The sequence below is a fragment of the Pseudomonas putida genome (assembly GCF_001976065.1).
GTDB lineage: Bacteria > Pseudomonadota > Gammaproteobacteria > Pseudomonadales > Pseudomonadaceae > Aquipseudomonas > Aquipseudomonas serbica.
This window is the reverse complement of the sequence record NZ_MNAH01000001.1, coordinates 1,298,816-1,311,297: the sequence shown is the minus strand read 5'-3', so window position 1 is coordinate 1,311,297 and position 12,482 is coordinate 1,298,816. Positions and strand designations below refer to the sequence as shown.

Below are 12,482 nucleotides of genomic sequence, written 5' to 3'. Positions count from 1 at the left end.
CGCTAGTCGACTAGGTGGTTTCTTTATCGCAAGGGCCGGCGACAGTGGGTATCCTGCTTACAGGCTGTAAAAACAACAGCCGATGCGTGCCGCGCGTTCGCGTGCGAAAACAATAATTAGAATTTTCGTGGCAGCCCCTGATGCAAACCCGCAAACCGATTGTTTACATCGTTGACGATGACAAGGACCTGCGCACCTCGCTGGCCTGGTTGCTGGAGTCGGTCAGCGTGCAGGCGCAGTGCTTCGCCGGCGCTGATGAGTTCCTCAGCCAGTACGACCCCCAGCAGCCCGCCTGCCTGGTGCTGGATGTGCGCATGCCGGAAACCAGCGGTTTCCAGCTGCAGGAGATCCTCAACCAGCGCGGCAGCACCTTGCCGACCATTTTCGTCTCGGCCCACGGCGACATTCCGATGTCGGTCACGGCGATGAAGAACGGCGCCCTGGACTTCGTCGAGAAGCCCTACAACCCGCAGCAGATGATCGATCGCATCCAGGCGGCGCTCAAGACCGCCGTGCACGCCCAGGCCGACCAGCAGCAGCGCCAGAACCTGCAGGGCAAGCTGGCGCTGCTGACCAGCCGCGAGCGCGAAGTGTTGATGTTGGTGATCGATGGCAAGGCCAGCAAGGTGATCGCCCGGGAGCTCAACATCAGCGTGAAGACCGTTGACGTGCACCGCACCAAGATCAAGGAAAAGATGGGCGTGAGCAGCATTGCCATGCTGGTGCGCGAAGTGCTGCATTTGCCGATGGATGAGCCGGCGCGGCATTGATCTACGAACACACACAGCACACTGTAGGAGCCGGCTTGCCGGCGAAGGCGTCAGGTCAGTCACCGAAGGTGTTGAATGACAGAGCGCTTTCGCTGGCAAGCCAGCGCCTACAGGGGATCGGTGTCAGTGCTGGCTGTAGCGCTTGCGATAAGCGCCCGGTGACACGCCAAAGCGCGATTTGAACGCCGACGAGAAGTAGCTCGAATCCGAGAAACCCCAGGCATAACACAGTGCCGAAAGCTTCTGCTCGACGTCGCTGCGGCGCAGGTTTTGCGCGCAGAAATCCAGGCGCCGGTGCTTGATGTATTGCGCCACCACCAGGCCGCGCTTGGAGAACATCCGGTACAGGCCGCGCACGGAAACACCCACCTCACGGGCGATCAGTTCGGGACAGAGTTCCTCGTCGCTCAGGTGCGCGTCGATGAAGGCGATGATCTTGCGAAACTGCCGCTCATGGGGATCGACAGCACTGTCACGGGCGCTGATACCCGGTAGCAACAGGCTGGCCAGGGCGTCGAGCACCGCTTCGCTTTCCTGCATGTCCAGCCCTTCCTGCTGGCGAGTCTCCAGGACCAGCTTGTTGGCCATCGCCGCCAGGGGGTTGTTGGCACCGATGCGCGTGGCGCAGTTGACCGCATTGAAGTGCGAACCACGCTCCACCACCTGACGCGGCAAAATCAGCGACAGTTGCCGGCAATCGTCGTTGTAGATCATGTCGCTCGGGCGGCTGGCGTCGATCAGGGCGATGTCGCCACAGCCCAGTTGCGCGCGGTTGTCGCCCTGCTCCAGGTGCGAACTGCCGCGCAGCTGGAACACCGCGTAGTAGTGGCCGTCGCTGCTGGTGCTGACGTCCTTGCTGGTGCGATACAGATGCACGTGCGCCATGTCGACCACACTGAGGTTGATCGCACCGCTGCGAAATTCCGTCAACTGGCCGTAGAAGTCGGTGTCCAGCGCCCTGGCGTCGAAACGCCCGCAGGCCTGGTTCACCTGGCTCAACCAACTTTCGAACGCCTCATTGCGCACCGTCGATGCTGTAGTCATGTCCGCAAAGCCTCAGGTTTTTTGTTGTTATTTCTCGACCGCTTCGTCGAGCGGTTCGGTCGTACGGTTAATTCTTTAGCCCTCACCTCCCTCGATGGCCGCCGGGCGCCATTCAACAGGCTCCGGCGTCAGCTTTCCAGTGAAGAAAGCGCTTAGATGTCCAATACCAGACGAGCGGAAAGTGCCCGGGAAACGCAGGCGCAGATCTGCTTGTTGGAGGCCTTTTCCTTGTTCGAAAGGCAGTTGTCGCGGTGCTCTGGCACGCCGTCGAGCACCTCGACGATGCAGGTGCCGCAGATGCCTTCGCGGCACTCGGTGTCGATGTCGCAACCGTGGGCCTGGAGTACGTCGACCAGGCTGGTGTTGGCCGGCACTTGCAGCACCACGCCGGAACTGGCCAGTTCGACTTCGAAGGTACCCGCCGGGGCGCTGTTGGCGGCCGGGTCGGCGGCGAAGTGTTCCAGGTGTATGGCGTCGTCGGAACGGGTGCGCGAGGCCACTTCCACCACTTTGTTCATGAAGGGTGCCGGGCCGCAGGTGTAGACGTGGGCCGCAGGATTGGCGCGTTCCAGGCAGGCGCTCAATGCGCTGTCCAGGTCCGCCGGTTCCACGCCGTAGTGGAACTCCACATGCTCGGCGAAATTCGTCGCCAGCAACTGGGTAAACGCCGCGTACTGCGCCGAACGGGCGAAATAATGCAGGCGATAGGGCTGGTCGCTCTGCGCCAGTCGATAGGCCATGCTCAGCAGCGGCGTGACGCCGATACCCGCGGCGAACAGCACATGTTCGCGGGCACTTTCATCGAGACGGAACAGGTTGCGTGGCGCCCCCATTTCCAGCTCCATGCCCTCTTCCACCTGCTCGTGCAGCGCCAATGAGCCCCCGCGCGACTGCGCTTCTTTCTTCACCGCCACCAGATAGGCGCGGCGATCCTCTGGCGGGCTGCACAGCGAATACTGGCGGGTCACTCCGGTCGGCCCGGTGAGGTCGACGTGGGCACCCGGTTCATAGGTGTCGAGCGGCTGGCCGTCACTGCGCACGAGGCGAAAGGAGCGGATATCCAGCGCTTCGTCGACGATCCTTTCGATCTTCACCTTCATCATTGCATCACCTGACTATTTTTTTGTTTAACACAGCATTTGCAGGAGCTGGCTTGCCGGCGATGGCGGCCTTCAGCCTTGCATCGCCTATGTTGATGCCTTCGCCGGCAAGCCGGCTCCTACAGGGGTTCTTTTGCGAGCATGAGATCAGCGCATGAACAGGCCGCCGTTGACGTCCAGGCACGCGCCATTTACGGACGTTGCGTTGTCGGCGATCAACAACAACACGCTGTCGGCGATGAACGCCGGGTCGCCGAGGGTGCCGGCCGGGATCATTTTCAGGATCTGCTCCAGTCGCTCCGGGGCCACGGTTTCGCGCACCACTGGCAAGTCCAGGGGACCTGGCGAGATGCTGTTGACCGTTACCCCTTGTGGCGCCAGTTCACGGGCAAAGACCTTGGTCAGCGTCGCCACGCCGCCCTTGGCCGCCGCGTAATGCGCACCGGTGGCGGTGCCGCCGTTCTGCCCGGCCAGGGAGGCGATGTTGACGATGCGGCCAAAACCCCGCTCGGCGAAATGCGCGCCGAACACCTGGCAGGCCACGAAGGTGCCGCGCAGGTTGATCGCCATCGACTCGTCGAACTCTTCGGACGTGATGTCCATCAGCGCCGCGACTTTCGACACCCCGGCATTGTTCACCAGGATGTCGGTGCCACCCCAGTGCGCGACGAGCAGGTCGCGGGCACGCTGGAAGTCAGCCTTGCTGCGCACGTCCAGCTCGATGGCCACGGCCGTGGCGCCGCTGCCATCCAGTTCGGCGGCCAGTTGCCGCACGCCATCGAGACGCACATCGGCCAGGCCGACGCGATAACCGGCGGCGTGCAGACGGCGGGCGATGCACTCGCCCAGTCCGCGGGAGGCACCCGTTACGAGGGCTACTCGACTCATGATGTTGCCCTCACAAAAGGAAGCCGAGCGCGCTCAGGCTGTCGGTGGAGTTGATCAGGCGCACCACTTTGCGCTCCAGGCTCGGCACGCCATCGGTGAAGCGGATACGGTGGTTCAGGTCGGCCACGAAGGGCGTGTGCACGCCACGCTTGTAGGCGTACAGCAACTGCGCCGAGTTGACTTCGACGATGTCGCCAGCCGCTTCCACCAGGCGGAAACGCGAGACCGTGCGAATGGTTTTCGCCGCGTCCACCGCCGATGGCGAGTAGCCGGCGGTCAGGCGTTCGATGCGCAGGTCACGCATGCGTGCGTCGTCGTAGGCGTAGTTCAGCGTTGCTTCGAAATCTTCGGTGTCCGGGTCGATCGGCACGATGTACTTGCCGCTTTCGCTCCACAGGGTCGCCCACTCGGCGTAATTCTTGTGGTCGAGCAGTTCGGCTTCGCGCCAGATGAACTCGATGGCCTGGGCCAAGGGACCGGTAAAACCGTGCATGTCGTGATTGCTCATTGGCTCATCATCCTTTTCCACATGTCGTAGGCACCGCGCATACCGCCTTCGTCGGTGGCGTGGCTGACCTTGTCGCCGTTTTCAGCGATGATTTCGCGGTTCAGGCCGCGATTGACCAGGATCGGCGCGTCGACGCCGGCGTACGAGCCGCGCTGCACGCGGTCCCACGCTTCGGCGTCGTCGGGGCTGCCGAAACCGAACGGGCCCTGGAAGTGTTCGTGAATGCGCATGCGTTCGCGGTTGGCGATTTCCGGGCCGCCGTCCATGCCGAGGGCAACGTGACGGATCTCGGTTTCAGTGACCGACACCGGGCGCAGCACACGGAAGAACGACATCGACATCGCCACGTTGGGGAACAGGTTCAGGTTGAAACCGGCGCCGTGCAGCGAGCGCACGATGCGGCGGACCTGATCGGCCGGCATCGTCTTCGCCAGTTCTTCGGTGACGTGGGCAAACCGTTCTTGCAGTTGCTCAGTGCCGTCGTCGTGATCCAGATCGACATGCTCCGGCACCATCACCATCACGCTGTGACCGTTGCCCAGGGAGTGGGTGACGGCTTGTTCGTCGGTCATGAACGAGAGCATTTCCGAGGTTTCTTCATCCACCGACGACATGAACGACTTGTGCACGATCGGGAAGTGGTAGCCGTCGGTGGTGTTTTCCAGCTGGATCTTCCAGTTGCCCTTGAAGCTGAACTTGTGTTCGCCCTGGGTCTTGATCGGGTAGCCGGCGCCCTGCTTCATGAACAGGTCCATCCAGTGCCTGGCGCCACCGAGGAAATCTTCCAGCGGTTCGATCTCGTCGTTGTAGCTGGCGAAGACCATGCCGGCGTAGCTTTCCACGCGCAGGCTGGTCAGCGGCAGTTCGGACTTTTCCAGGATGCCTTCATAGCCGTCCGGATACGGCAGCGCGCGCAGCTTGCCGTCCAGGCCATAGGACCAGCTGTGGTACGGGCAGGTAAAACCGGTGGCATTGCCCTTGTGCTTCTCGCACACGGTGGCGCCACGGTGACGGCAACGGTTTTCCAGCACGTTGATGTTGTTCTTCTTGTCGCGCACGACAATCACCGGGCGACGGCCGATGGTGGCGGTCTTGAAATCGCCGCTGTTGCGCACTTCGCTTTCGTGGGCAACCCACACCCAGGTGCGGTAGAAAATCTTCTCGAGCTCGGCTTCGAACAGCGCCGGGTCGTTGTACAGCGAGACGTCGACGCGGTCATGCTGGACCAGGTCTTCGGGGCTTTTCGACGTTGCGATCAGCCGGTATTCATGAGTGCTCATGCGGTTCTCCTCATGGCTTCTTTTTATGATTGATTGGTTGAGGCTTGCAGCTGCGCACCTAAGGCGCAGACCAGTTCGTCCTGACCTTTGCGACCGACGATCTGCAGACCGACTTTCAGCCCGCCGCAATCGAGTTCCACCGGCACGCTCAGCGCCGGGTGACCGCTGAGATTGAAAGGCCTTACCAGCGGAGTCATGCCGGCCACGGCCTTGCTGCCGCTACGCGCCTCGCTCAGCGTCGGTGGAAGGCTTGGCAGCGTTGGCAGCAGCAATACGGCGAAGTCTTCCAGCGCCGCGTCCACTTGTTGAGTGAACGCTGTGCGCACGGCTTCGGCCCGGGCCAGCTCTTCGCGGGTGGTGCGGCTGGCCGCCAGCAGGCGTGTTTCCACATCGGCGCCAATCAGGCCCTTGCCGGTCAGGTGGCCGAACGCCGCCCAGTTTTCGAAATTGATCACGGTCAGGCCGGCGGCAAAGGCTGCCTCGAATTCGCTCAGGTGCACGTTGCCACGTCGCCATCCGGCGCGGTCAGCGGCGGCTCCCAGGCTGGCTTGCAGGTGCGGGTCGCAGCTCACTTCAACGAACGCGACTCTGGAACCGGCGCCCGGCAGGCCCTGCACTTCAAAGCCCGGGCAAATCACCTGCATGGCAGCGATCAGGTCGTCCATGGATCTGGCGAACGGCCCGACGCAATCGAGGCTGGATTCCAGCGGATGGGCGCCAACGCGACTGACACGGCCGTAAGTCGGCTTGAGCCCGGCGATGCCGCAGCAGGCCGCCGGCACCCGCACAGATCCACCGGTGTCGGTGCCGATGGCGATGTCCGCAAGGCCCGCCGCGACCGCCGAAGCCGAACCGCTGGAGGAACCACCGGGCACACGGTCCGGTGCTTGCGGATTGATCGGCGTGCCGGTCCAGTCGTTGATGCCGGTGACGCCGAAAGCCAGCTCATGCAGGTTGGTCTTGCCGACGATCTGCCACCCGGCATTGAGAATCGCGTCCACCACTTCAGCGTTTTTAGTTGCTGCAGGAGCATCGGCAAAGGCGCGGCTGCCCGAACGGGTCGGATGGCCGGCGATGTCGATGGAGTCCTTGATGGCCACGCGCTTGCCGCTGCCACCGAGGAGGAATTCACTGATGAACGTACTCATGCATTGAGCTCCGTGTTGAACAGCCGTTGCGTACGGAAATGCGCGATCAGCCAGGTGCCGTCGACACAGCGAAAATCGATGTTCAGGCGCGTGCCGAACAACTCGCTGCGGCCATCGGCGTAGGTGGAAATCTGCTGCATGATCCACTGCCCTTGCGCCGTGCTGCCGTCGACCTGGATCGACTCGCTGGTGAGGTAATGCAGGTTCAGGCGGAAGTGGTCCGATGGCGGCAGGTAACCACCGACAAAGGCTGCCACCGCTTCACGTCCACGGTGTTGGCCAAACGTCTGTGCGGTGGTACTGCCAACGCCTTCCCATATCGCATCGACGGTGAACAGCCGGGCCAACTCACTGACTTCAACCAGCGCCCGCGGCACATCGCACAGGTCCATGTAGCGCGCCATCAAGCGACGCACAGCACTTTCCCCTTCGAGCGTCGCCAGACGCTGCAGCAAGGCCTCGTTCATGGCTTACACCCGGGCCGCATCAGGGATGGTCAGCGGGCGACCGATGCGCGCTTCGATCCTGGCATAGCGCCACAGGCTGTATTGGCCGACCGGCGTGGTGCGGAACAGGTTGCAGGCGTCGATCACCGACTGGTGGCAGTCGACGTCGGCCATGATGTACACGGTCCAGGGCGAAGTGGTCGAGGGGCCGACCATCAAGCGGTCGTCGTCCATGGCGCCGAGCACGGTGATGCCGGGCATCGCGCCGAGGTCGCCCATCATCTGGCTGAAGCCTTTCCACACGCTCAGGCCTTCGCCGGTGGGCAGGTCGAAAAAGTTCTGGGTGATGCCGATGCAGAAGACGACGCGCAACGGTTCTTGAGTGGTCTGGGTCATGAGTGTCGATCCTTTTGAAATAGAGAATTCAGATGTAGCCCGGGAACGGCGGTACGCCGAGGAACACCGAGCCGGCGCCGTCGTACAGCCCTTCGCTGAGGAAGGCGTGCTGGGTCACCACCATCGAGTCACGCAGGTAGCGCTGCAGCGGATGGCGCAGGTAAATGGCGGTGGTACCGGCCAGGCTGTAGGCGCTCTGCACCACGGCGGCACCGGCCTGGGACACGTGGATCGCGGACAGGCGCAGCAGGCTCGTTTGTTCCGGCGTGACCGGGTTGCCGGCCAGGATCGAGTTCCACACCTGTTCGGTGGCGTTGTAGAAGAACCCGCGGGCAGCGGCGAGCTTCGCTTCAGCCTTGGCAATCTCGATACGCACATAAGCGCGGTCGGCCATTTTCGGCGCACCCGTGATACCTCCCCCGCCGGCCATGCGGCTGACTTCGTCGATGGCAGCGCGGGCCAGACCGAGGTTGACCACCGCCAGCACTTGCGCGGCGTAGGCAATCGACGGGTAGCGGAACAGCGGCTCATCGATGGTTGCCGCCCCGCCGCGAATAAACGTCCAGCGCTCGTCGATGCGCTTGTTGGTGACGCGCAGGTCGTGGCTGCCGGTGCCCTTGAGGCCCACCACGTCCCAGTTTTCGACGATCTCGACCTGGTCCGGACGGAACACCGCTGTGCGCGGCTTGCCGCCGGCGGCACCAATGCCCACGCCCAGCAGGTCGGCGCCTTTGCAGCCGCTGGCAAATTTCCAGGTGCCGTTGACTTGATAGCCACCTTCGACCACCTCGGCGGGTTGCAGCGGAAACAGGCCGCCGGCGAAGACAAGGTCAGGGCTTTGCGAATAAAGTTCGGCCAGGGTTTCTGCCGGCAACGCGGCGAGATAGACACCGGCGCTGCCGAAGCTGGCAACCCAGCCGGCAGAGCCGTCGGCTTCGGAGATGCGCTCGATCATCTGCAGAAACTTTGCCGGGGCCAGGGCATCGCCGCCGTAGCATTTCGGCGTGGCGGCACGGTAGATGCCCACCTGCTTGAAGCGCTCGATCATGTCCCGCGGCACATGGGAGCCGGCGTCGAATTCGTTGCGGCGTTGGCGTACTTCTTCCAGTACCTGCGCAAAGGCCGGGCTGTCGACGACATTCTCGTCAACATCGATCGATGCGTCTTGTTGCGCGACCGCTGAACGCAGCATGGGCTTTCTCCGTTTTGCTTTTTGTGTAGGAGCAAGCTTGCTCGCGATGGACGACCCGACACCGTGGGCCATCGGACAGCCCGCGTCATCGTTGACGTTTTGCGCGAGCAAGCTCGCTCCTACAGGTAAAGGGTGTTGGTCACCCTTGCATTTCGGTCCAGTGTAAAAACCGCATGCCGGCGCAACTATTGGTGCGTGCAGCCCCCCGACTAAAGAAATCCCCTAGCGCCACGCCGGTTACCTCTGAGCGCATCCCCATGCGTGAGCAGGTATAAAAAGCCATACTTGCGATTCCACCGGTCGCAACCTTCTGCCGCCAAGGGCCGTGCGATGTACTTGCCAAAACCGAATGATTTTTTTGCGCTGATCGAAGCCATGCCGCTGTGCATCATTCTTCACGATGCGCAGACCAAGGAAATTCTCTGGGCTAACGCCGCCGCCCTGGCGGCGCTGGGTTTCACCCTGGAGGAATTGACGCCACTCAAGGCCCCGGACATGACCCGCGATGCGCCCAAGTACCGGCGCTCGGTGGGCCTGCGCTGGCTGGAAGGTGCCGCGCGCACCGGCCAGCGCGCCATCGAGTGGTGCTATCGCTCCAAGCAAGGCGTCGAGATTCTTTCCGAGGCGGTGGCGACCCTGGTGCATCTGGATGGGCGCGATGTGCTGATGGTGCAGTTTCGCGACATCTCCAAGGAGGACAAGGTCAAGCGTGACCTCAAGCGTTTCGAAAGCCGGCTCAAGGCCTTCATGCAGGATTTGGCCGAAGGCGTGGCGGTGCTGGGCCCCGAGGGTGACATCCGGTTTATCAGCGACTCCGGCGCGCACTTGCTCGGCAATGAAGTGCACCCACTGATGGGCAAGAACTTCCTGGCCGGGTGCGACGACGCTTCGCGCCAGCGCCTGCTGCAACGGTTCGCCCATGAATCCCCGGAGCACGCGCCGTTCAACGTGCATTACAAAGTGCAGCGACGGGACGGCGAATGGCGCTGGCATGACGCAACGTGCCGCTATATAGAGATCGAGGATGACCTGGTCGGCCATCTGCTGCTGTTTCGCGACGTCACCGAGCAGGTGCAAGCCGAAGAAGCCCGACGGGTCAGCGAGCAGAAACTCGAATACCTGGCGCGCTACAACGCCATGGGCGAGATGGCCGTGGCCATCGCCCATGAACTGAGCCAGCCGCTGGCCGCCACGCGCAATTTCATCGAAGGCGCGGTGATTCGCCTGGGCAATGCCGCCGACGCCGATCAAGGCGTCGCCTGGGGTCTGCACAATGCCGTGCGGCAGATCGAGCACGCCTCGGTGATCATCAAGAGCGTGCGCGATTACGTGGTGAAACTGGAGCAGAGCGAAGAGCTGGTCGACCTCAACGAGCTGCTGCGCGAAACCCGCTACTTCATCAGCCTGAGGGCCGACCCGAGCCTGGTGCGCGTGGAGGTCGTGACCTCGTCCGAGCCGCTGCGGGTGAGCTGCGAGAAGGTGTTGATCGGCCAGGTGATCCTCAACCTGGCTTTCAATGCGATCGAAGAAATGGCCGACCTGCCAATCGAACGCCGATTGTTGCGCATTCATGCCAGCGCCCAGGACGGCGTGGCGCTGGTACGCATCGAAGACAGAGGCCGCGGCATCCAGGCCCAGGCGCAGGAGAAGCTGTTCGATGGCTTCTTCTCCTCCAAGGTCAGCGGCAATGGCATCGGCCTGGCGCTGTGCAAGAACATCATCGGCCGTCATCGGGGCGATATCTGGGCGCAAAACCTGGAGCCTTGTGGTGCCGTGTTCAGTTTTTCCCTTCCCCTCGCAATTCCCGCCTGACACCCCCTTCTCCTGCTCGTTCCTACGCTCTGCGTAGGAACGAGCGATCCTCCCCCACGACTGGCACAGATACACAAACACTTGGCAGGCAGGGCAATTCCCCCGATCGCCGGGCGAGGCACTATTCGATGGTCAGAATCTGCCCACTCACCCGCGATCCGCGTTACCAACAATTCAGGAAGTTCCCCTTATGCGAACAAACAGGATCTCCGTACAGTCAGCGCTAGGCCTGAGCCTGCTTGTACTCGGTTTGAACAGTGCCCGTGCGGACCTGCCGGCCGACACCATCGGCCAGACCACCCTGGCCTTCCCCGCCGAGCCGCACCGTGCGTTCGTGGTCGATGTCGAGTTCGAGAGCTTCGTCGCCGGGCGTATCACCGTGGTCGATCCCGACCAGAAACGCGTGCTCGGCATGGTGCCGACCGGCTTTGCCGCCCCTTCGACCCTGAGCCACGACGGCAAGCTGATCTACAGTGCCGACATCTGGTACTCGCGTGGTACCCGCGGCACCCGCACCGACGTCCTGACCGCCTGGGACAGCTCGACCCTGTCGCCGGCCTGGGAAGTGCTGATCCCGAACAAGCGCGCCGAATCGCTGACCCAGCGCTACGGCCTGAAGACCAGCGGCGACGACCGTTTCGTCTACGTCTACAACTTCACCCCGTCGACCTCGGTAACCGTGGTCGACACCCAGAGCAAGGCCGTCGCCAGCGAAATCTCGATCCCTGGCTGCGTGCTCAATTACCCGGTGGGCAAACGTCGTTTCGCCTCGCTGTGCGGCGACGGCAGCCTGCAGGTGGTGACCCTCAACGACCAGGGCCAGGAAACTGCGCGCAACCGCACGCCGTTCTTCGACCCGAATGCGCAGAAGCTGGTGGAGCGCGCGGTCAACGTCGGCGACACCTACTACTTCACCACCACCACCGGCACCGTGCGCGCCGTGGACTTCTCCGGCGACACGCCAAAAATCCTGCCGAGCTGGTCGCTGGTCACCGAGGAAGAAAAGAAAGCCGGCTGGGCTCCGGGCGGCTGGCAACTGATGGCCGTCGCGCCGAAGCTCAACCGCCTGTACGTGCTGATGCATGACGCCCACGAACCGATGAAGTGGGAAGACCCGAGCACCGTCATCTGGGCCTTCGATCTCAAGACCCAGAAGAAAGTCGCCACCCTGGAAGCCCCGGCTCCGGTGTGGAGCATGCAGGCAACCGGCGACGACAAGCCGCTGTTGCTGGGCACCGACGTTGAGGGCGGCTTGCAGATCTTCGACCTCAAGACCAACCAGCACACCGGCAGCATGGCCAAGGTCGCCAAAACCGCGACCCAGGTCATGAGCTACTAAAAGAGATTCGGCCCATGCAATCAGATCCGATCTTCATTAATGCCTGCGCCCTCGCCATTTCGGCGTTGCTGGCCAGTGCCGCGACCCACAAGGTGCGGGCCCCGGGGCGCTTCGCCAGGCAGTTGGCGGATTATCAGCTGCTGCCTGCCGCCCTGGTTCGCCCGAGCGCCCGCTTGATCCCGCTGCTGGAACTGGCCATCGCTTTCGCGCTGCTGGTCCCGGTCAGCCGGGGCTGGGCGGCGTTGGGCGCGGCCAGCCTGCTGTCACTGTACGCCGCCGCCATCGGCATCAACCTGTGGCGCGGTCGTCGCGACATCGACTGCGGCTGTGCCGGCCCAGACCAGGCGCAACCGCTGCGCCCGGTGCTGCTGCTGCGCAACAGCGTGCTGGTGGCGCTGGCGTTGCTGGCCAGCGTGGCGCCGGTGGTGCGTGACATGACTGTGTTCGATGGCTTCGTGACCCTGGCTGCCGCCGCTGTCGCGCTGCTCATCTACGCCGCGGCCGATGGCTTGCTGGCGAACTCCCCTCTTCTGCTCAAATTGATTGGTAGGTAATCGAA

At 63.0% G+C, this 12,482-nt stretch carries 13 protein-coding genes; 4 read left to right on the top strand and 9 right to left on the bottom strand.

Features of this window, described 5'->3' with window-relative positions; all coding sequences use genetic code 11:
- The first annotated feature begins 140 nt into the window (after window positions 1-140).
- On the top strand, window positions 141-770 hold the full coding sequence (locus BKX96_RS06065) for a response regulator transcription factor (RefSeq protein ID WP_077183035.1): 630 nt from the start codon (window positions 141-143) through the stop codon (window positions 768-770).
- Between the two features lie 123 nt (window positions 771-893).
- Here the strand turns inward: BKX96_RS06065 and feaR are convergent, their stop codons facing one another.
- The 9 genes from feaR to BKX96_RS06020 all read right to left on the bottom strand — a co-directional run bounded on the left by feaR (window position 894) and on the right by BKX96_RS06020 (window position 8,772).
- Window positions 894-1,814 carry a transcriptional regulator FeaR gene (gene feaR / locus BKX96_RS06060; protein ID WP_046816386.1) on the bottom strand — a complete coding sequence of 307 codons (921 nt, stop codon included), beginning with the start codon at window positions 1,812-1,814 and terminating at the stop codon, window positions 894-896.
- 152 nt (window positions 1,815-1,966) lie between these two features.
- Window positions 1,967-2,917: a PDR/VanB family oxidoreductase gene (locus BKX96_RS06055; protein WP_046816385.1), complete on the bottom strand. Its 951-nt coding sequence runs from the start codon at window positions 2,915-2,917 to the stop codon at window positions 1,967-1,969.
- Window positions 2,918-3,061: 144 nt separating this feature from the next.
- On the bottom strand, window positions 3,062-3,802 hold the full coding sequence (locus BKX96_RS06050; RefSeq protein ID WP_077183034.1) for an SDR family NAD(P)-dependent oxidoreductase: 741 nt from the start codon (window positions 3,800-3,802) through the stop codon (window positions 3,062-3,064).
- 10 nt (window positions 3,803-3,812) lie between these two features.
- Entirely contained in the window at window positions 3,813-4,310 is a 498-nt protein-coding gene (locus BKX96_RS06045; protein WP_046816383.1) for an aromatic-ring-hydroxylating dioxygenase subunit beta, read from the bottom strand.
- Entirely contained in the window at window positions 4,307-5,590 is a 1,284-nt protein-coding gene (locus tag BKX96_RS06040) for an aromatic ring-hydroxylating oxygenase subunit alpha (protein ID WP_077183033.1), read from the bottom strand. The genes BKX96_RS06045 and BKX96_RS06040 overlap by 4 nt, the downstream gene beginning before the upstream one ends.
- A 23-nt stretch (window positions 5,591-5,613) precedes the next feature.
- A complete protein-coding gene (locus tag BKX96_RS06035) occupies window positions 5,614-6,738 on the bottom strand; it encodes an amidase (protein ID WP_046816381.1) in 1,125 nt (374 codons plus the stop codon).
- Window positions 6,735-7,205: a nuclear transport factor 2 family protein gene (locus BKX96_RS06030; RefSeq protein WP_046816380.1), complete on the bottom strand. Its 471-nt coding sequence runs from the start codon at window positions 7,203-7,205 to the stop codon at window positions 6,735-6,737. The genes BKX96_RS06035 and BKX96_RS06030 overlap by 4 nt, the downstream gene beginning before the upstream one ends.
- A gap of 3 nt (window positions 7,206-7,208) precedes the next feature.
- Window positions 7,209-7,580, bottom strand: coding sequence for a hypothetical protein (locus tag BKX96_RS06025; RefSeq protein WP_077183032.1), 372 nt, complete (start codon window positions 7,578-7,580; stop codon window positions 7,209-7,211).
- Window positions 7,581-7,608: 28 nt separating this feature from the next.
- Complete coding sequence (locus tag BKX96_RS06020) at window positions 7,609-8,772, bottom strand: acyl-CoA dehydrogenase family protein (protein WP_077183031.1); 1,164 nt, start codon at window positions 8,770-8,772, stop codon at window positions 7,609-7,611.
- Window positions 8,773-9,102: 330 nt separating this feature from the next.
- Between BKX96_RS06020 and BKX96_RS06015 the strand changes: the two genes are divergently transcribed.
- From BKX96_RS06015 to BKX96_RS06005, 3 genes are all read left to right on the top strand, one after another.
- Window positions 9,103-10,584, top strand: coding sequence for a sensor histidine kinase (locus tag BKX96_RS06015; RefSeq protein ID WP_077183030.1), 1,482 nt, complete (start codon window positions 9,103-9,105; stop codon window positions 10,582-10,584).
- 190 nt (window positions 10,585-10,774) lie between these two features.
- Complete coding sequence (locus BKX96_RS06010; protein ID WP_077183029.1) at window positions 10,775-11,923, top strand: amine dehydrogenase large subunit; 1,149 nt, start codon at window positions 10,775-10,777, stop codon at window positions 11,921-11,923.
- A gap of 14 nt (window positions 11,924-11,937) precedes the next feature.
- On the top strand, window positions 11,938-12,477 hold the full coding sequence (locus BKX96_RS06005) for a MauE/DoxX family redox-associated membrane protein (protein ID WP_077183028.1): 540 nt from the start codon (window positions 11,938-11,940) through the stop codon (window positions 12,475-12,477).
- Window positions 12,478-12,482 lie beyond the last annotated feature (5 nt).